This window comes from Streptomyces sp. NPDC102441 (genome assembly GCF_044765585.1).
In the GTDB taxonomy this organism is placed as follows: Bacteria; Actinomycetota; Actinomycetes; order Streptomycetales; family Streptomycetaceae; genus Streptomyces.
Genome location: NZ_JBIWKH010000007.1, coordinates 333,060 through 351,951 on the forward strand (window position 1 = coordinate 333,060; position 18,892 = coordinate 351,951).

16 protein-coding genes and 1 pseudogene are annotated in these 18,892 nt (G+C 71.1%); 9 read left to right on the forward strand and 8 right to left on the reverse strand.

Annotation, left to right across the window (positions count from 1 at the left end):
• Positions 1-30: 30 nt before the first annotated feature.
• The gene (locus ACIREO_RS18025; protein WP_404110715.1) at positions 31-993 is read right to left on the reverse strand and encodes a hypothetical protein; all 963 of its coding nucleotides are present in this window, start codon (positions 991-993) and stop codon (positions 31-33) included.
• A gap of 242 nt (positions 994-1,235) precedes the next feature.
• Here ACIREO_RS18025 and ACIREO_RS18030 point away from each other — a divergent pair, with 242 nt between their 5' ends.
• A complete protein-coding gene (locus ACIREO_RS18030; RefSeq protein ID WP_404110717.1) occupies positions 1,236-1,661 on the forward strand; it encodes an ASCH domain-containing protein in 426 nt (141 codons plus the stop codon).
• A gap of 15 nt (positions 1,662-1,676) precedes the next feature.
• Here ACIREO_RS18030 and ACIREO_RS18035 read toward each other — a convergent pair whose 3' ends face one another.
• Entirely contained in the window at positions 1,677-3,332 is a 1,656-nt protein-coding gene (locus tag ACIREO_RS18035; protein WP_404110720.1) for an FAD-binding dehydrogenase, read from the reverse strand.
• Positions 3,333-3,486: 154 nt separating this feature from the next.
• Between ACIREO_RS18035 and ACIREO_RS18040 the strand changes: the two genes are divergently transcribed.
• Genes ACIREO_RS18040 through ACIREO_RS18055 form a run of 4 tightly spaced genes read left to right on the forward strand, consistent with a single transcriptional unit; the run spans position 3,487 to position 5,609 of the window.
• Positions 3,487-4,404 (forward strand): DMT family transporter, encoded by a 918-nt coding sequence (locus ACIREO_RS18040; RefSeq protein ID WP_404110723.1) that lies wholly within the window; start codon positions 3,487-3,489, stop codon positions 4,402-4,404.
• On the forward strand, positions 4,391-4,909 hold the full coding sequence (locus tag ACIREO_RS18045; RefSeq protein WP_404110726.1) for an NUDIX domain-containing protein: 519 nt from the start codon (positions 4,391-4,393) through the stop codon (positions 4,907-4,909). The genes ACIREO_RS18040 and ACIREO_RS18045 overlap by 14 nt, the downstream gene beginning before the upstream one ends.
• Positions 4,906-5,301 (forward strand): YidH family protein, encoded by a 396-nt coding sequence (locus tag ACIREO_RS18050; protein ID WP_404110729.1) that lies wholly within the window; start codon positions 4,906-4,908, stop codon positions 5,299-5,301. The genes ACIREO_RS18045 and ACIREO_RS18050 overlap by 4 nt, the downstream gene beginning before the upstream one ends.
• Positions 5,298-5,609, forward strand: coding sequence for a DUF202 domain-containing protein (locus ACIREO_RS18055; RefSeq protein WP_404110732.1), 312 nt, complete (start codon positions 5,298-5,300; stop codon positions 5,607-5,609). Before ACIREO_RS18050 ends, ACIREO_RS18055 begins: the two co-directional genes overlap by 4 nt.
• Before the next feature lie 33 nt (positions 5,610-5,642).
• On the opposite strand, the gene ACIREO_RS18060 is transcribed toward ACIREO_RS18055, so the two are convergent.
• The gene (locus ACIREO_RS18060) at positions 5,643-6,578 is read right to left on the reverse strand and encodes an NADP-dependent oxidoreductase (RefSeq protein ID WP_404110735.1); all 936 of its coding nucleotides are present in this window, start codon (positions 6,576-6,578) and stop codon (positions 5,643-5,645) included.
• A gap of 158 nt (positions 6,579-6,736) precedes the next feature.
• On the opposite strand from ACIREO_RS18060, the gene ACIREO_RS18065 reads away from it, so the two are divergent.
• A complete protein-coding gene (locus tag ACIREO_RS18065) occupies positions 6,737-7,759 on the forward strand; it encodes a phosphotransferase family protein (protein WP_404110738.1) in 1,023 nt (340 codons plus the stop codon).
• Positions 7,760-7,766: 7 nt separating this feature from the next.
• Positions 7,767-8,981, forward strand: coding sequence for an acyl-CoA dehydrogenase family protein (locus tag ACIREO_RS18070; protein WP_404110740.1), 1,215 nt, complete (start codon positions 7,767-7,769; stop codon positions 8,979-8,981).
• A gap of 45 nt (positions 8,982-9,026) precedes the next feature.
• Here ACIREO_RS18070 and ACIREO_RS18075 read toward each other — a convergent pair whose 3' ends face one another.
• Positions 9,027-10,337 carry a M28 family peptidase gene (locus tag ACIREO_RS18075; protein WP_404110743.1) on the reverse strand — a complete coding sequence of 437 codons (1,311 nt, stop codon included), beginning with the start codon at positions 10,335-10,337 and terminating at the stop codon, positions 9,027-9,029.
• A 378-nt stretch (positions 10,338-10,715) separates the two neighbouring features.
• Between ACIREO_RS18075 and ACIREO_RS18080 the strand changes: the two genes are divergently transcribed.
• Positions 10,716-11,354: a DUF642 domain-containing protein gene (locus ACIREO_RS18080; RefSeq protein ID WP_404110746.1), complete on the forward strand. Its 639-nt coding sequence runs from the start codon at positions 10,716-10,718 to the stop codon at positions 11,352-11,354.
• Positions 11,355-11,417: 63 nt separating this feature from the next.
• On the opposite strand, the gene ACIREO_RS18085 is transcribed toward ACIREO_RS18080, so the two are convergent.
• The 3 genes from ACIREO_RS18085 to ACIREO_RS18095 are packed head-to-tail and all read right to left on the reverse strand — an operon-like array spanning position 11,418 to position 14,478.
• A complete protein-coding gene (locus ACIREO_RS18085; protein WP_404110749.1) occupies positions 11,418-12,011 on the reverse strand; it encodes a TetR/AcrR family transcriptional regulator in 594 nt (197 codons plus the stop codon).
• Between the two features lie 38 nt (positions 12,012-12,049).
• Positions 12,050-13,717: an AMP-binding protein gene (locus ACIREO_RS18090; RefSeq protein WP_404110752.1), complete on the reverse strand. Its 1,668-nt coding sequence runs from the start codon at positions 13,715-13,717 to the stop codon at positions 12,050-12,052.
• Entirely contained in the window at positions 13,714-14,478 is a 765-nt protein-coding gene (locus ACIREO_RS18095) for an SDR family oxidoreductase (RefSeq protein ID WP_404110754.1), read from the reverse strand. Before ACIREO_RS18095 ends, ACIREO_RS18090 begins: the two co-directional genes overlap by 4 nt.
• A gap of 173 nt (positions 14,479-14,651) precedes the next feature.
• On the opposite strand from ACIREO_RS18095, the gene ACIREO_RS18100 reads away from it, so the two are divergent.
• On the forward strand, positions 14,652-15,920 hold the full coding sequence (locus tag ACIREO_RS18100) for an exo-beta-N-acetylmuramidase NamZ domain-containing protein (protein ID WP_404110757.1): 1,269 nt from the start codon (positions 14,652-14,654) through the stop codon (positions 15,918-15,920).
• 39 nt (positions 15,921-15,959) lie between these two features.
• Here ACIREO_RS18100 and ACIREO_RS18105 read toward each other — a convergent pair.
• Positions 15,960-18,787, reverse strand: a pseudogene (locus ACIREO_RS18105) (penicillin acylase family protein).
• Positions 18,788-18,892: the final 105 nt, after the last annotated feature.

The following is an 18,892-nucleotide window of genomic DNA, read 5'->3' on the forward strand; positions in this document are numbered from 1 at the left end:
GGGTGGTCCCTTCGTCGATAACTACGTGCGTCAGGGGGCACCGAGCGCGAGGGTGCGCGCGGCGACGAATTCGGGGTACGGGTCGCGTCCGGCGTACGACCACGGGGCGTCGGTCGCATGGGGGCCGATGCGGTGGAAGATCGCGGCGGCCTCGGCGGGGCGGCCCTCGCAGATCTTCGCGTGGGCGAGGAAGTTGAGGTCGGCGCCGTGGCGGGGGTGGTCCTCGCGTTCCCATTCGAGCCACCAGTCGAAGGCGGCCTTCATCACCTGTCTGGCCCGGCGCCCCGACCAGTGGCCGGAGGCCGCGGGGTCGTCGGACACGACGCCGGCCGCGGCCAGCACGCGGTAGCGCTCGGCGTGCGCGACGACGGGGAGCACGGCGAGCGGAGAGTCGGCCGGAGCCTGTTCGGCGGCCCATGCGGCGAAGTCGTACACCTCGTGGAGCGGGTCGCTCCCGGGGTGCGCCTCGGCGAGCGCTGCCGTCATGAGGTGGTGGGCGTGGTGGTGGTCGGGATGGCGGGCGCGGATCTCCTCGAACTGCCTGGCGACTCCCTCGTGGGTGCCGTGCGTGCGCTCCAGGGTCATCAGGCCGAGCCAGGGGGTGGGGTCGGCGGGGTCGAGGGCCGCCGCGGCCAGACACGCCTCGCGCGCCCGGGTGCGGTCGCCGGTGCCGGCCTTGGGGCGCTGGGCACGGACGACGGTGGCGCAGGCGAGCAGCGTCGCGGCGTCGCGGCTATCCGGTTCGGCGAGCAGCCAGTCGCCCGCCCATCCTGCGGCGGAGGGGACGACGGCCAGGGCGAGGAGGCGATGGCCGCGGCGGTCCCAGTCGGTGCCCGTCGCGACGAGCAGGGAACGGGCCCGGGTCCAGCGGCCTTGGGTGAACTGTCCCCTTACGTCGATGAGTTCGCTGTCGTCGAGCGCCAGGTCGAAGGCGTGGTCCGAGCGTCCGCCCTTGCGGCGGGAACGACCCAGGGGCGGCGGAGGCGGAGACATCCGCAGGCTTCCTTTTCCACTTCGACATGACACGAGCACATTTCGATGCTGTGTGCGAGCAAACGAACGCGCACAGCAAAGCCGTAGGCAATGCTCCGAGTCAAGGCCGGCCCTGCCCCAACTACGTTCATTTAACACGCAGTTGACCCCGTGGAGAGCTTGGCCTGAACCATTCACGCAGTTCGCGAGCCATGTACGGAAGTGACGGGTGGGGCTGGGGTGACGCGTGCCACACTGCCGCCATGGAGAACCGAGAACCGCTCAAGCCCCTCCTTCTCGCATTCCCCGGGCCGCTGCGCGACCAGTTGGTCGCGGCCGTGCTCTCAGGCGAGAAGGTCTCCACCTCCGGTCTGCTCGCGGAGTACGAGGCGGAGCGCGAGGAACTCCCGCCGGTGGGCGAGCGGTCGGCGCTCATCGACTCCGACGGGCGGGAGGTCGCCGTGGTCGAGCTGACGGAGGTACGGGTCCTGCCGCTCGGGTCGGTCGGGCTGCGGCACGCACTGGACGAGGGCGAGGGGCACACCTCGGTCGCCGGGTGGCGGGCGGCGCACGAGGCGTTCTGGCACAGCGAGGAGATGCGGGAGGCGCTCGGGGACCCGTCGTTCACCGTGGACGACGGCACGATGATCGTGGCGGAGCGCTTCCGGGTGGTGGAACGGCTCGAGTGACCCCCGCCCCTCGGATCAGCCGACCGCCTTCGCCGCCGCCCGGCCCGCCGTCCGGCCCGAGAAGATGCAGCCGCCGAGGAACGTGCCCTCCAGGGAGCGGTAGCCGTGGACCCCGCCGCCGCCGAAGCCCGCCGCCTCCCCCGCCGCGTACACCCCGGGGAGCGGGGTGCCGTCCTCCGTCAGGACACGGGAGGACAGGTCCGTCTCCAGCCCTCCGAGGGACTTGCGGGTGAGGATGTTCAGCCGTACGGCGATGAGCGGGCCCGCGGCGGGGTCGAGGATGCGGTGCGGCTTCGCCGTGCGGATCAGCTTGTCGCCCAGGTAGGAACGGGCACCGTTGATCGCCGTGATCTGGAGGTCCTTGGTGAAGGGGTTGGCGATCTCACGGTCCCGGGCCGTGATCTCGCGGCGCAGGGCGTCCTCGTCGATGAGGGATTCGCCGGTGAGCGCGTTCATTCCTCGTACGAGCGCGCCGAGATCCTTCTCGACGACGAAGTCCACGCCCTTGTCCATGAACGCCTTCACAGGCCCGGGGACGTCCGCGCGCGCCCTGTCGATCACCTGGCGCACCGACTTCCCGGTCAGGTCCGGGTTCTGCTCGGATCCCGAGAGCGCGAACTCCTTGCCGATGATCTTCTGGTCGAGGACGAACCAGGTGTAGCCGTAGCCGGACCGCATGATGTGTTCGAGGGTGCCCAGTGTGTCGAAGCCCGGGAAGAGCGGGACCGGCAGCCGCTTGCCGCGGGCGTCCAGCCAGAGGGAGGACGGGCCGGGCAGGATCCGGATGCCGTGCTTGTCCCAGATCGGGTTCCAGTTCTCGATGCCTTCGGTGTAGTGCCACATCCGGTCGCGGTTGATGTGGTGGGCGCCCGCCTTCTCGGCGATGCCCAGCATCAGTCCGTCGACATGGGCGGGGACGCCGGAGAGCATCTTCCCGGGCGGGGTTCCGAGCCGCTCGGGCCACTGGGCGCGTACGAGATCATGGTTGCCGCCGATGCCGCCCGACGTGACGATCACGGCCTGGGCCCTGAGCTCGAAGGCACCCGTGGCCTCGCGGCTGGTCGCGGTCCCCCGCTCGGCGCCGCTCTCCTCGAGGATCTCGCCGGTGACCGTGTCGAGCGCTCCGGCCGAGCGGCCCAGGCCGGTCACCCGGTGACGGAAGCGCGCCTGGACGAGCCCCTTCGCCATGCCTTCGCGGACCCGCCGCTCGAAGGGGGCGACCACACCGGGGCCGGTGCCCCAGGTGATGTGGAAGCGGGGGACGGAGTTGCCGTGGCCGTTCGCGTCGTAGCCGCCGCGTTCGGCCCAGCCGACGACGGGGAAGAACCGCACCCCCTGGGCGTGCAGCCAGGACCGCTTCTCGCCCGCCGCGAAGTCGACGTACGCCTCGGCCCACTTCCGTGGCCAGTGGTCCTCTTCGCGGTCGAAGCCGGCGGTGCCGTACCAGTCCTGGAGGGCCAGGTCGTGGCTGTCCTTGATCCGCATCCGGCGCTGCTCGGGCGAGTCGACGAGGAAGAGCCCGCCGAAGGACCAGTGCGCCTGGCCGCCGATGGACTGCTCCGGTTCCTGGTCGAGCAGGATCACCGTGCGGCCCGCGTCGACGAGCTCGGCGGTGGCCGCCAGTCCCGCGAGTCCCGCCCCGATCACGATCACATCAGCGTCGTACGCCATGGGTTCCATCCTTCGGGGCGGTGCGGGGCAGCCGCGGGCGGGGCGGGCAAAGTTACTTGTGGGTCAGATCTTCGGTACGGGCCGCCCCCACGTCAACCGTCCGGTCGGCGGCGCCCTCACCGATCCCGTAGGTCCGCCGGGCTATCGTCGGACCGTGTCGGTGCTGGTACTCCTGCTGTCCGTGGGCGCCGCCTGCTGCCTGGGCTTCGGATTCGTCCTCCAGCAGGACGCCGCCCGCCGCGCGCCCCTGAGCGATTTCCTCTCGCCCCGGCTGCTGCTCGATCTGATGCGGGTACCGAGCTGGCTGGCCGGGCTCGGCCTGATGATCTGCGGAATGGTCCTCGGGGCCCTGGCGCTCGGCCAGGGCGAGGTGTCGGTCGTGGAGCCGCTCCTGGCGACCAACCTGCTCTTCGCGATGGCCCTGTCGCGTCACCGTACGGGCCAGTCGCTGGGCCGGCAGGGCTGGGGAGGCCTCTGCCTGCTTGCGGGCGGCGTCACCGCGTTCCTGCTGGCCGGCGAGCCCCGCGGCGGCGAGGCGGTGACAGCGCCTCTGCGGCACTGGCTGGTGATCGGCGTGGTGGCGGGGATCGCCCTGGTCCTGACGGCGTGCGCCAGGCACCCGCGCACCCGTGGGACCCCGGTCCTGCTGGGCCTGGCGGCCGGGCTGCTCTACGGGCTGCAGGACGCCCTGACCAGGCTCAGCGGGGAGCGGCTGGCCGACGACGGCTGGACGGCACTGCTGACGGGCTGGCAGCCGTACGCAGTGCTCGTCCTGGGTGTGACCGGACTGATCCTGGTCCAGAGCGCGTTCGAGGCGGGCCCGCTGCGGATGTCCCTGCCGGCGCTGACCGCCGCGCAGCCGCTGTCGGGGATCGCCTGCGGGATCGGCTTCCTCGGCGACCAGGTCCACACCGACGCGGGCGCCCTCGCCTGGCAGGCCGTGGGGCTGGCGGCGATCGTCGCCGGGATCGTGCTGCTCGGCCTGCACCCGGCGATGCCGGAGGGGAAGGACCGGCACGGTTCCACGGCTGCCGACCGGTTGATGTTGGATGGGCCCCATGAATCCGGCTGACGAGATCCTGGACATTGTCGACGAGAACGACGAGGTCGTGGGGCAGACGCCCCGCGGCGAGGCCACCGCGCGCGGCCTGCGCCACCGCTGCGTCTTCATCGAGGCCCGGGACACGGCCGGCCGGCTGTTCGTGCACCGCAGGACAGCCACCAAGCTGGTCTTTCCCTCGCACTACGACATGTTCGTCGGCGGGGTCGTGGGCGCGGGCGAGTCGTACGACGAGGCGGCGCTGCGGGAGGCCGAGGAGGAGCTGGGCGTCTCCGGTCTCCCCCGCCCCACCCCGCTCTTCAAGTACCTCTACGAGAGCCCTCGGCACAGCTGGTGGTCGTACGTCTACGAGGTGCGCTGCGAGCTGCCCGTACGGCCGCAGGCCGAGGAGGTCGACTGGCACACCTTCCTGACCGACGCCGGCCTGGAGGAGCGCCTGGGCGACTGGACATGGGTCCCGGACGGGCTGGAGACGTACCACCGGCTGCGGGACTTCCGGGCGGGGACGTCCGCATGAGCGATTTCGTGCGCGGCCTGCGGCTCTGGTTCGCCCCGGAGCGGATCCGCTCGGAGGGTGACACCCCGGACTACCGCTTCTCCCTCGCCAACGAGCGCACCTTCCTGGCCTGGATCCGGACGGCACTCGCGCTGATCGGGGGCGGTTTCGCCGTCGACCAGTTCCTCCCGGAACTGGTCTGGGGCGTCCGCGCCGGCCTGGCCCTCGGGCTCCTGGCGGCCGGGGTGCTCTGTGCGCTGCGGGCCGTCAACCACTGGGTGCGGTGCGAGCGGGCGATGCGGCGCGGGGAGGATCTGCCGGTGTCGCGCTTTCCCACCGTGCTCAGCCTCGTGGTCGCCGTCGTGGCGCTCGCGATGGTGTTGGTGGTCCTGTTCGGCTGGGAGGGCCGGTGACGACGACGGAGCGCGATCCCGGCCTCCAGCCCGAGCGGACACGGCTGGCCTGGCGCCGCACCACCCTGTCGTGCGCGGTGGTGGCCCTCCTCGCGTTCCGGCAGGCGCTGCATCACGGGGCGACCACGGCCGGGGTGATCGCGGTGGCCCTGAGCCTGCTGGCCTTACTGGGATTCCTCGCGGTGGCGCACCGCCGGGTGGCGGGCATGAGCACGGCGGAGCCGGCCCCGCTGTCGCCGCGTCACGCGCTGACTGCGGCCGCGTGCACGGTCGCGCTCGCCGTGTTCGCCGCCGCGACGCTGTTCTGACCGGCCGTACGTCCCGGTCCTCCGGTGCCGCGGTCAGTCCCCCCAGGGCACGGAGACGACGATCTTGCCCCGGGTGCGCCCCTCCTGGTTGAGCCGGTAGGCCTCGGCGGCCCGTTCCAGGGGAAGGACCCGGTCCACATGGACGGAGACGATGCCCTGCTCGGCGAGTCCGGCGAGGTGGGCGAGGTCAGCGGCGTCGGGCCGTACGAAGGCGTAGCGCCCGCCGTAGGAGAAGACCTCGGCGTCGGCGATGGACGCGAGCCGGCCGTCGGGCGCGAGGGTCTCGGCGGAGACCCGGAGCGTTTCCCCGCCGACCGTGTCGAACGCCGCGTCGAAACCGCCGGGAACCAGGTCGCGGAGCCGGGCGGCCAGTCCGTCGCCGTACTCCACGGGTTCGCCGCCCAGTTGGGTCACGTACTCGTGGTTGTGGGGCCCGGCGGTGCCGATGACCCGGCAGCCCGCGTGCCGGGCGAGCTGTACGGCGAGCGAGCCGACCCCTCCGGCGGCCGCGTGGACGAGGACGGTGTCGCCCTCCTTGATCTTCAGGGTGTGGTGCAGCACCTGGTGCGCGGTGAGGCCGCACAGCGGAAGGCCCGCCGCCTCCTCGAAGCCGATGCCCATGGGCTTGCGGGCGAGGGTGCGCACGGGCGCGGCGACGTACTCGGCGAAGGTGCCGCGCGAGAGGAAGTCCTCGCGCACGTAGCCGATGACCTCGTCCCCCACCGCGAACTCGTCCACGGCGGCCCCGGGCTGGACCACGACCCCGGAGACGTCCCAGCCCGGGATGACGGGGAACACGGCTTCCAGCCCCGACTGGAGGTAGCCCTCCCGGGCCTTCCGGTCGACGGGGTTCACGGCCGCGGCCCGCACCTTCACCAGGACCGAGTCCGGACCGACCTTGGGGTCCGGCCGCTCTCCGTACTCCAGGACGTCGGCCGAGCCGTACCTGCTGTAGCTGATCGCCTTCATCCTCCGACGATCGGGGCGGGCCGGGGTCTTTGCAACTCAGCGCTCAGGACACGCGGGGAGCCGGAGATCACTTCTCGGATTCCGGGCGGACACTGGACGACATACCGACTGGTCGGCATCATGGTCCCGACCGTTCAACCGCCCCGGAGGTGCGCCCCATGAGCCCAGTCCACCCGCCAGGTCTCGATCTCGACCTGCTGCGCGGCCATCTCGACCGTGAGCGGCCGGGGCTGGTGAAAGGACCGCTCGACGCCCGGGTCATCGAGGGCGGCCGCTCGAACCTCACCTACATCGTCACCGACGGCTCCGGACAGTGGGTCGTGCGCCGGCCTCCCCTGGGGCATGTGCTCGCCACCGCGCACGACATGAAGCGCGAGCACCGGGTGATCAGCGCCCTGCACCCGACGGCGGTCCCGGTGCCGGAGACGCTCCTGCTCTGCGAGGACGACTCCGTCATCGGCTCGCCCTTCTACGTCATGGAGTACGTCGAGGGGACCCCCTACCGCACCGCCGAACAGCTCGCCCCGCTGGGCGCCGAGCGCACCAGGGCCGTCGTACTGGGGCTGGTGGACACCCTGGTGGATCTGCACGCCGTGGATCCCGCGGCAGTCGGCCTCGGCGACTTCGGGCGCCCGGAGGGCTTCCTGGACCGGCAGCTGCGGCGCTGGGGCAAGCAGCTGGACGCGTCCCGCAACCGTGAGCTGGCCGGCATCGACGCGCTGCACGCCGCGCTCGGCCGGGACCTGCCCGTCTCCCCCGCGCCCACCGTCGTGCACGGCGACTACCGCCTGGACAACGTGCTGATCGGCCGGGACGACCGGATCAAGGCGGTCCTGGACTGGGAGATGTCCACGCTCGGCGATCCGCTCACGGACCTCGGGCTGCTGGTGATGTACAGCTCCGACCTGAACCTGCCCGAGTCGCCCGTCTCCACCACCAGCGGCGCGGCGGGCCACCCCAGCCCCGCCGAGCTCATCGAGCGCTACGCCGCCCGGTCCGGCCGCGACACCTCCGCCATCTCCTGGTACACGGCCTTCGCGTGGTTCAAGCTCGCCGTGATCCTCGAGGGCATCCACTACCGCTACACCCTGGGCCAGACCGTCGGTGCCGGCTTCGACCGCATCGGCGACCTGGTCCCGGTCTTCATCGCGCACGGCCTCACCACCCTCCAGGAAGGCTGATCACCCCGTGGACTTCGCATTCGACGCCCGTACCGAAGAGCTGCGCACCAGGCTGCTCACGTTCATGGACGAGCACGTCCACCCCGCCGAGGAGGTCGCCGAGGAGCAGCGCGCACGGCTGGCGTCTCCCTGGGACACCCCGCAGATCGTGGAGGACCTGAAGGCGGAGGCACGCAGGCAGGGCCTGTGGAACGTCTTCCTGCCCGACGCGGAGTACGGCGCCGGGCTGACGAACCTCCAGTACGCCCCGCTGGCCGAGATCACGGGCCGCAGCCCGCATCTGGCACCGACCGCGCTGAACTGCGCGGCGCCGGACACCGGGAACATGGAGGTGCTCTTCCAGTTCGGCTCGGACGAGCAGAAGAAGCAGTGGCTGGAGCCGTTGCTGGCCGGGGAGATCCGCTCGGCGTTCGCGATGACGGAGCCCGAGGTGGCCTCGTCGGACGCGACGAACATCGAGACGCGGATCACGCGTGAAGGTGACGAGTACGTCATCAACGGGCGCAAGTGGTACATCTCGGGAGCTATGAACCCGGACTGTGCGGTCTTCATCGTGATGGGGAAGACGGACCCGGACAACGAGGACATCCGCCGCCAGCAGTCGATGATCCTGGTCCCGCGCGACACCCCGGGCCTGGAGGTGCGCCGCGCGATGCAGGTGTACGGCTACGAGGACCACTCGCACGGCGGCCACGCCGAGGTCGTCTTCACCGGCGTACGCGTGCCCGCCGCCAACCTGATCGGCGAGGAGGGCGGGGGCTTCGCCATCGCCCAGGCGCGTCTGGGCCCGGGCCGGATCCACCACTGCATGCGGCTGATCGGGATGGCCGAGCGTGCGATCGAGCTGATGTGCAGGCGGGCCGTGACCCGTACGGCCTTCGGTAAGCCGCTGGCCCAGCAGGGTGTCGTACAGAACTGGATCGCGGACGCCCGGGTGACGGTGGAGCAGCTGCGGCTGCTGGTGCTGAAGACCGCCTGGCTGATGGACACCGCGGGCAACCGGGGCGCCCACACCGAGATCCAGGCGATCAAGATCGCCACACCGCGCGCGGTCTGCGACATCCTCGACCGGGCGGTGCAGCTGTACGGCGCCGGCGGGGTCAGCCAGGACTTCCCGCTGGCCGAACTCTGGTCGTCGGCGCGGACGCTGCGGCTGGCGGACGGACCGGACGAGGTGCACCAGCGGTCGCTGGCGCGACGGGAGATCAAGAAGTACCTCTGAGCCCCTGGTACGGGGAGGCGCCCGGGTGGCCGCCTCCCCGGCGGGTCAGTAGGTGAGCTGCCAGCTGTCGATGTAGCCGGTGTCCTGAGCGGCGACGTCCCGGACCTGGAGCTTCCAGGTGCCGTTCGCGGTCTCGCTCGACGCGTTGACCGTGTACGTCGCGGTCACGTTGTCGACGGAATCGCTGCTGCTGGAGTTCTTGAGGCGGTAGGCGGTGCCGTCGGGCGCGAGCAGGTCGACCACGAGGTCGCCGCGGTAGGTGTGCTTGATGTCGACACCCACTTCGAGCGCGGACGGCGCATTGCCCGTGCGGCCGGTGACCGGGACCGAGGAGGTCACCGCCGCACCGTTGTCGGGCACGGAGACGTTGGCGACGTTGCTGAAGACGGTCCCGGCCGGCGGGGTGACCGTGCCCGCCGACAGGGTCCAGACGGCGTGGGCGACCGCGTCGCTGTTGCGGTCCAGGGCCGTGTCGTTGATGTTGGCCGTCGTGTCGCACGAGGAGTGGTAGCAGCGGTCGAAGGACTGGCCCGCCGTGCCGCCCCACTTCTGGGCCTGGGCGCTGGTCTTCGTGTAGTCCGCGCCGGAGAAGAGCCCGCCCACGGGGACGCCCGCGCTCTTGAACGGGGCGTGGTCGGAACGGCCGTCTCCCTCGGTCTCTATCTCGGTGGGTATCGACAGACCCGCGTAGTAGTCCTTGAAGGTCTGCTCGATGACCGGGTCGTCGTCGTAGACGAAGTAGCCGGGGTTGGGCGAGCCGATCATGTCGAAGTTGAGGTACCCGGAGAGCTTGGAACGCTCGGCCGTGGCGAGGTTGTTGACGTAGTACTTCGAGCCGACGAGACCCAGCTCCTCGGCGCCCCACCAGGCGAAGCGCAGGTGCTTGTCCGGCGCGAGCTGTGCCCGCGAGACCGCGAGGGCCGTCTCCAGGACGGCGGCGGAGCCCGACCCGTTGTCGTTGATGCCGGCGCCGGAGGTCACCGAGTCGAGGTGGGAGCCGGCCATGAGGACCTGGTTCGGGTCGCCGCCCGGCCAGTCGGCGATCAGGTTGTACCCGGTGGCGCCGCCCGAGGTAAACTGCTGGAGCGCCGTGGTGTATCCGGCGGCGTCCAGCTCGGCCTTCACATAGTCGACGGACGCCTTGTAACCGGCCCTCCCGTGGGCCCGGTTGCCGCCGTTGGCGTTGGCGATCGACTGGAGCCGGGTGAGGTGCGCCTTGACGTTGGCGAGCGGGATGTCGGGGGCCACGGCGACTGCTCGGGGCGCGGCCTGGGCGGCCGGGGCGGCGGTCGCCAGCAGGGCGGCGACCGCGAGCGCGGCGGCGGCGGAGAGGGATCTGCGACGGGCAGGTCTCATCGGGGGGCTCCGGATTCCGTTCGGGGACTGACGGAACGTGCGGGGGTCCCCGGGCGTGCACGACCGGGGCCTGGAGCGGTGGGGCTTGAAGCGCGCCCCCGATGCTCGGGTAGATGACCGAGCACCGTCAAGAGTGGATTCCGGACAGGCGTGTTCGCTGACCGGACAACGCTCTCCTGGATCCGGCTTACGTGTGTGCCGGAGCGTCTGGCGGCGGGCCACGCGCCGGGGGCGCTCGTCTGTGGTGTTCTGCCTGTTCAGCACGCTTCACGCGCCGTGGCCCGGGCTCTTGGCGGGGTGCGCCGGTGGCCGCACACTCCGAATGGGCTCCCGGTCGGGAGCCCCGCCCATGGTGTCGCGTGAAACGAGAGGCCCTCCATGCTCCCGCTCCGTCTGTCCGCCGCAGCCCTGTCCGCCGCGGCCCTCCTGCTGGCCGCCGCCTCCACCACCGCGTCGGCTCACACGCACGACACGAACACGCACGACACGAAGACGCACACCCCCGTGGCAGGCTTCGACGGAGGATTCGAGACGCCGGTCGTTCCGGCTCCCTCCCTCTTCAGCACCTACCTCGGCGGACAAACCGCCGGCCCCTGGGCAGTCGGCGGCAACAGCGTCGACCTGACCTCCGACCGCCTGTGGGACGCCGCCGAGGGAAACCAGTCACTGGACCTCAACGGCAGTACGTCCGGCAGCGTCTCGCAGGAGATATCGACGCATCCGCTGACCTCGTACGTCGTCAGCTTCGAACTGGCCGGCAACCCGGCATGGGCTCCCGCCCTCAAGACGGGTGAACTCAGAGTCGACGGCACCCCCGTGAAGACGTTCAGCTTCGACGTCACGGGCCACGGTTTCCGGAACATGGGCTACACCCGGCAGACCGCCGTCTTCACCAACCTGCTGAAGAGCTCCGTCACCCTCACCTTCGTCAGTACCAGCCCCGGGCTGGGAGGCCCGGTCATCGACGACGTCCGGGTCCGGAGCTGCCTGCTGGTGCTCTGTCCACCCACCTCCTGACACCGCGTGCGCCGCGGAGGTCCCGCCGGGTGCCGGCGGGCCTCCGCGCGGGCGGCGACGCCGTCAGGGGCGCAGCGCCCTCAGCAGCAGATCGGCCAGATGGTCCGCGACTTCCTGCTGGGTGAGCGGGCCGTCCGGGCTGTACCAGGTGGACAGGTGGTGGACCGACCCGAAGTGGTAGTCGACGACCAGGTCGGCCGGGGTCGCGACGGAGAAGACTCCGGCCTTCTGGCCCTCCTCGATCAGGGCGCGGAAGCGTTCGTGGTAGCGGCGGCGCTCCATCCGGACCTGCTTGTTCTTCTCCGGGCTCAGATGGTGCATCGAGCGGAAGAAGATCGAGGCGTCGTCGAGGTTGTCGATGGTCGTGACCACCACGTCCGCCGCCGCGTCACGCAGCCGCTGCTCGATCGGTGCCTCGGCGTTCGCGTAGGCGTCGAGCCTCTCCTGCTGGAGCCGCAGCACCCGGGCGTACACCTCCTGGAGGAGGTCCTCCTTGGAGCCGAAGTAGTGGTAGAGCGCCCCCTTGGTGACGCCCGCCGCCTCGACGATCTCCTGTACGGAGGTGCGGTCGTAGCCCTGCTCCGCGAAGAGCCGGGTGGCGGCGGCCAGCAGCCTCTGGGGGACGGGCGTACCGTTCCCGTCCGTCGCCTTGGCCATTGCCGCCACCTGCCCTCTCGTACCGTGCGTGAACCGTTCTAACGGGGGGAACGCAGTTCCCGCCTGAGGATCTTCCCACTCGCCGTCTTCGGGAGTTCGGTCAGGATCTCCACTTCGCGCGGGTACTTGTAGGCGGCCAGCCGTTCCTTGCAGTACGCGCTGAGCTCGCCGGGCTCCGTCTCGGCACCGGGCCGCAGGCTGACGTAGGCCCGGACCGTCTCCCCGCGGTAGGCGTCGGGGACGCCGACGACGGCCGCCTCGCGGACCGCCGGGTGGGTGTAGAGGACGTCCTCGACCTCTCGGGGCCAGACCTTGAAGCCGGAGGCGTTGATCATGTCCTTCTTGCGGTCGACGACATAGAGCCAGCCCTTGGCGTCCATGAAGCCGATGTCCCCGGTGCGCAGCTCCCCGTCAGGGAAGGCGGCTTCGGTGGCCTCGGGCAGATTCCAGTAGCCGGAGACGACCTGCGGTCCGCGCACGGCGATCTCGCCCTGCTCGCCGAAGGGGACGTCGTCGCCCTTCTCGTCGATGATCCTGACCACGGTGTCGGGGCCGGGGACACCGACGGACAGCGTCCCGGAGACGGGGTCGACGGGTGCCTCGTGCTCCGGCGGTACGGAGGCGCAGGGCGCGGTGCACTCGGTGAGTCCGTAGCCGTTGCGGATGTACGGGCCGAAGCCCTCGCGGAACTTCTCGACCAGCGCGGGAGGCAGCGGTGCGCCGCCCGAGGAGATCACCTCGAAGGAGGCGAAGTGCTCCCGGGTGACCTCCGGGTGCGCGGCGAGCGCCATGAAGGCGGTCGACGGGCCGACCGTGTAGGCGGGCCGGTGTTCGGCGAAGGCCTCCAGGACCACGCTCGCCTCGAAGCGGTACGCGAGTACCAGGGTTCCCGCGTTGGCGACACAGGCGGCGAGCTGGCACACCATGCCGGTGATGTGGAAGAGCGGGGCGAGCGCGAAGTAGGACGAGCCCTCGGCGATGGGGTGCCCTGCCCGCTGCCGCTCGGCGTTGACCATGATGTTGCCCTGGGAGTTCATGGCCCCCTTGGGGGTGCCGCTCGTCCCGGAGGTGTAGCTGATCAGGGCGGTGTCCGAGGCGGTGAGTTCCCGGCCCGTGGGGGCGGGGAGACCGCGGCGGGCCACCTCCACCAGATCGGAGGCCCACGCGTCCGCGCCGGGCGCGGGGAGCCGCTCGAAGCCGAGCACCCGCGGGTCGTCGGCCGACTGGAGGTCGAGCTCGCAGGCCGTGAGGGCGATCCGCACGGACGGGGCGGCCTCGGCGGTGGCCCGGAGATAGGACTCCCAGGCCCGGTCGGAGCAGATCAGCGCGGTCACCTCCGCGTCCTTCAGCACATGGCCGACCTCGCCGGACTTGTACATCGGGTTGAGCGGGACGACCGTCGCGCCGGCCTTCCAGGCCCCGAGCAGCGCGAGCACGAAGTGCGGGGTGTTCTGGAGCATGATCGCGACCCGGTCGCCGCGCTCCAGTCCCCCGGCGGCGAGGTGCCCCGCCACGGAGTCGGAGAGTTCATCGGTCTCGCGGTAGCTGAGGCGCCCGTCGAAGTAGGCGAGCGCGGTGTGGTCCGGGGCCCGCCCGACGGCTGCCCGGAAGGCGTGCACCATGGTCTCGGCGGGGTGGACGGGGGCGAGCTGGGCCTTGCTGAGCAGGGCCGTCCAGGGCTTCGCCGCGTAGATCGACTCGGTCATGCGCCGGCCTCCTCCCACTTCTGCTGCAGGTGGTTCATGTTGCCGATCCAGTGGTCGGGGTCCTTGGCGCGTGCGCGGTAGTAGCCGGCCACCTCGGGGTGCGGCAGGACGAGGAAGCGGTCCTGCTCCATGGCGTCGAACAGGGCGTCGGCGACGGCCTCCGGCTCGATCGCGGTGGGCGCCAGCACGAGGTCACCCGCGGAGCCGGCCGCCGTGAGCATGTCCGTACGCACGCCCTGGGGGCAGATCGTGTGGACCTTGATCCCCCGGTGCCGGTAGGTCAGCGAGAGCCACTCGGCAAAGGCGACGGCGCCGTGCTTGGTCACGCTGTACGGGGCGGCGCCGATCATCGTGAGCAGGCCGGCCGCCGACGCGGTGGAGACGAACCGGCCGCTGCCGCGCTCCAGCCAGTCCGGCAGCAGTGCCTTGGCCGCGCGGACGTGTGCCATCACGTTGACGTCCCAGGCGCGCGCCCAGACGTCCTCCTCGGCGAAGGCGTCCCCGCCCGACGCGAGACCGGCGTTGGCGCAGTAGACGTCGACGGTGCCGCCGAGCGCTTCGCGCGCGGCGTCCACGATGCCGGAGGCGTCGCCGGCCACGACCGTGCCGCCGATCTCCTCGGCGAGCGCCTTGACCCGGCCGCCGTCGAGGTCGTTGACGACGACCCGCGCGCCCTCCGCGGCGAATCTGCGGGCAAGAGCGGCCCCGATGCCGCCTCCGGCTCCCGTCACCACTACGCCCGCGCCCTGCACCGTACTCATCGGTCCCGCCTCTCTCAGCCGTCTTACCCGGCAGACTAACCAGTCGGTATGTGATCGGGGAAGGGGTGTGGGGGCAGGACTGGGAATCTGCCCAGTCGTGGCCGTTCCGTGCGGCCGGTACCCGCGCTAGCGTGCGTGACCATGACGGTCGACGCGATCATGGAGGTAGCAGGATGACCCTGTCCAGGCGTGGTTTGCTGGCGGCCGGCGGTGCGATGGGGGCCCTCGCGACGACCGCCGCCGGGCCGGGGACGGCCGTCGCGGCCGGCCGGGAACACGGGTCCGGGCGCCCCGGGGTCCGTACGGGCTTCGAGCGGCTGGCCGCCGACGGCTACCGGCTGCTGGCCGGGCAGAAGGTGGGAATCGTCACCAACCCGACCGGGATCACCGCCGACGTACGGCACATCGTCGACGTGATGCACCCCGACGACCGGGTGGACCTGACCGCTGTCTTCGGTCCCGAGCACGGCTTCCGGGGCACGGCGCAGGCAGGCGGCTCGGAGGGGCGGTACGACGATCCGGCGACCGGGCTGCCGGTCTACGACACGTACCTGAAGAGCGGACAGCCACTGGCCGACGTCTTCACGGCGTCGGGTGTCGACACGGTGGTCTTCGACATCCAGGACGCGGGCGCCCGCTTCTACACGTACATCTGGACCCTGTACGACTGCATGGAGGCGGCGGCGCTCGCGGGCAAGCGGTTCGTCGTCCTGGACCGGCCGAACCCCGTCACCGGCCGGGCGGCCCTGGGGCCCGTGCTCGACCGGGCCTTCGCGTCCTTCGTGGGGCGCCGGGAGATCTCGCAGGCGCACGGGATGACGGTGGCGGAACTCGCGCTGCTCTTCAACGCGGAGTTCCTGGCGGACCGGCCGGTGGAGCTGGACGTCGTCAGGATGTCCGGGTGGCGCCGTGAGGACTTCTTCGACGCGACGGGCCTGCCGTGGGTGCCGCCGAGCCCCAACATGCCGACGCCCGAGACGGCGGTGGTCTACTCCGGGACGTGCCTGTTCGAGGGGACGAACCTCTCCGAGGGCCGGGGGACGACGCGGCCGTTCGAACTGCTCGGCGCGGAGGGCGTCGACCACCGGTGGGCGGCTGCCGCGAACGCCCTGGAACTGCCCGGGGTCGCCTTCCGCGAGGCGTACTTCGCGCCGACGTTCTCCAAGTTCGAGGGGAAGACGGTGGGCGGGGTGCAGGTGCACGTCCAGGACCGGAAGGTCTTCGACCCCGTACGCACCGGAATCGGTCTGCTGGTCACGGCGAAGCGGACGTGGAGCGGGTTCGCGTGGCGCGCGGACAACGCGATCGACCGGCTCTCGGGCAACACCCGGGTCCGCACGATGATCGACGCGGGCGCGGACACCGACGAGGTGGTGGGCGCCTGGGCGGCCGACCTCGCCGCGTTCCGGAAGGTGCGGCGGGAGCATCTGCTGTACCGGTGAGTGCCCGGCCCCCGTCCTGCCGGACGGGGGCCGGCTGCCTCAGCGGTGCGAGGGGAACTCCACGACCTGCTGGTAGGTCGGCCGGTTCTGCCAGTGGATGGACTTCTGCGAGATCCCGCCCAGCGGGCGGTGGATGATCGCGTCGGTGCACCACTGCTCGCCTGCCTCGCAGCTGTCGTCACCCGGGTAGACGTCGGTGGCGGGCACGGCCGCCGCCTCCTTCAGGGTGCTGAGCAGTGCGGAGCGGCAGGAGCTCAGGTCGCCGCCGCCGCAGTACGTCTTCGCCAGTGGCCCCTTGACGGGCTGTCCGAGGACCTGACGCAGGTCCTTGTCGGCGAAGCCCCACCAGCCGTACTGGAAGGCGGAGCCGCTGTGCGCCCCGCTCGGCCCGTGGCTCGCGGCCGGTGACTCGTCCGTGGCGAGGCTCGCTGTCAGCGCCGTGTAGAGGCCGTCGCCCAGTCCGGGACGGAACTCCGCCTCGACCAGTTTCGGCCACCACGCGTCCATGATCCTTACCGCGTCCGCGTGCGTATACGTGTGCGACCCCTCGCCGGTCTCCTTGCGCTGCGCTCCGGCGGCACGCCAGGAGTCGAGCTGCTGGACCACGGCGTTCAGCTCCGGGTCGGTGACCGGCTGGGAGCGCAGCACCTTCAGTAGCTCGGGCAGCAGCTGCTCGCCGCGCAGGTCGGTGAGGGCCGCCTCCTCCATGGCGCGGGTGAGGGACGCACGGGTCACCCCGCCCTGCTCGACCAGTGCGGACACCCGGTCGTCGAGCAGATCACCCCGGTGCACGGCGCCGAAGCCGAACGCCGCGGTGGAGTAGTCCTCGGCCTGACGGTTGTTCCAGGAGATGTAGTAGTCCTGGCCGCTGGAGTGCGGGTGTTCGGCGAACGGGGTGTAGTCCGTGGTGTTGGCCGCCGGGTCGTAGCCCTGCCACTGGTACGCCTTCTCGGCCTTGACCGGCAGCGCGGCGTCCACCCCGTCGGCGCGCACGGGGTTCATGCCGCTGTTGTAGAAGGCCGTGGTGCGCGAGTCCGCGTAGAACCAGTTGAAGGCGTAGTCGATATGGCTCGCCGCCTGCTGGAACGAGGCCGCGTCCGTCACGTACGCCGGGTCGTTGAGCAGCTGGAAGCCGATGATCGAGTCGGCCTCGTGGCGGTAGGTGGTGCGCAGGGAGGTGTACGCGACCGGCTTGCCGTCCACCGTGGCGCGGTGGGTGACGATTCCGTGGTCCGTGCGCCACACCTGCATCCGGTAGGAGCCCTTGGCGGTGGAGTCGGCGACGGTGGGCTTCCAGGAGTTGGTGCGTTCCAGCTTCTCCATGGCCGTGCAGGCGCCGTCGTTCCGGTAGTGCGTGGAGTCCTTGGTGGGTGCGGAGCCGTCGGGTTCGCAGAGCTCGACCGCGTACGTGTCGGTGATGTCCTGGGCCGCCGACGTGGCGCTCCACGCGTAGTCCTGGCCACGGCCCATCTGGATGTACATGCCGACCCCGGCGAAGGAGACGCCCCGGGCGCTGATGCCGGGCCCCTGGAGTTCCTGGAGCATCATCAGCTGGGGGGCGAAGTAGCCGGTCTGGGGGCCCATGACGGCGACCGGGTTACCGCTCGCGGTGTGCTCGCCGGACACCAGGAGGGCGTTCGACATGCCCCGTTTCTGGGCGCCGTCGCCGGATCCGGGCAGCGAACCCTCCGGGATGACACCGTCGTCGTACATGCCCTGGAGCGGCTTGAGCGCGTCCGGCGCGTCGACGGGGGCTTTCTTGTCCGTGCCCGCCGAGCCGGTGCGGTCGTGGATCAGGGGTTCGGGTGTGACGGAACCCGCGTCGGGAAGAGCCATGCCCCGTGCCTTGTCGGGCTTCTCGGCGTACGGGAACGAGGTGCCGTCGTGGACGGTGAGGACGGCCTCGGGGTCGTTGCGCTGACGGAAGGACTCCCAGACGCGGGTGCCCTCCTCGACGCCGTACTTCTGCTGGGCGGCGAGCAGCGAGAGCGCGGCCTGGACCTCACCACCGCCTCCTCCGCCGAACTGTCCGCCGACGACCGAGGCGATCGAGATCAGGTCGGTCAGCCCGAACGGCTGGATCTCGCCGATGTTCGTGATGGAGTCGATCTTCCCGGTGAGGACGTACTCGCCCGGGAAGTAGCGGCCCTTCTTGGACTTCTCGCGATAGGCGTTGATCCCGTCGACGTAGGCCTGCGCGTCGGCCATGGCCTGCTCACCGCGCGCGCCTTCGGTCGTCCTGATCCGTTCGACCTGGGCCTGGAGGTCCGCCTCGGTGTACGGGGCCTGCGGCCAGAACTGCTGCTCCAGGCCCTGGTTGGCCGGCGCACCGCCGGCGAACGACGTCAGCTGGCCACGCCCGATGTGCCGGAAGAGGTCCATCAGCCACAACCGGTCCTGCCCGGCGGCGAAACCGGCGCCGAACTCGGTGCCGTAGCGGGTGGTGCCCTTGATGTGCGGCACCCCGCTGGCCTTGTCCCTGGTGATCGTGACGTCCTCGCGCGGCTGTGTCACGGACTCGACCTGGTCGGCGGCGACACCGAAGGAGGCGTCGTTGAAGAAGTCGGTCAGCTTCTGGTCGGTGAGGCCCGAGTGCCCCGCGACCATGCCGTTGTAGCGGTCGAGCTGGTCGTCGCTGTGTGCGGGGTGCGTGCCGACGCCTTGTTGCCGAGGATCTCGACGAGCGTGGCGTTGCCGTTCTCGCCGGGCGGCAGGATGTCCGCGCACTGGTTGCCGCAGTGATCGGTGACGGCGGGGGGCTCCGGCTCCGCCGCTCCGGCGATGGGCGCCGAGGCGAGCAGGGACGTACCGAGAGCGAGGACGGCCGCCACTGTGGCGGCTCTGAGCGTGCGGGTGCGTGGGGGCATGCGTGCTCCTCCGGGTGGCCGATGCGCCGGAGGTTACTGTCGGTACGCCCTCGCCGGTAAGATGAACATCAGTCACTTTTTCCGAATCGCCACATGCCGGTGCGC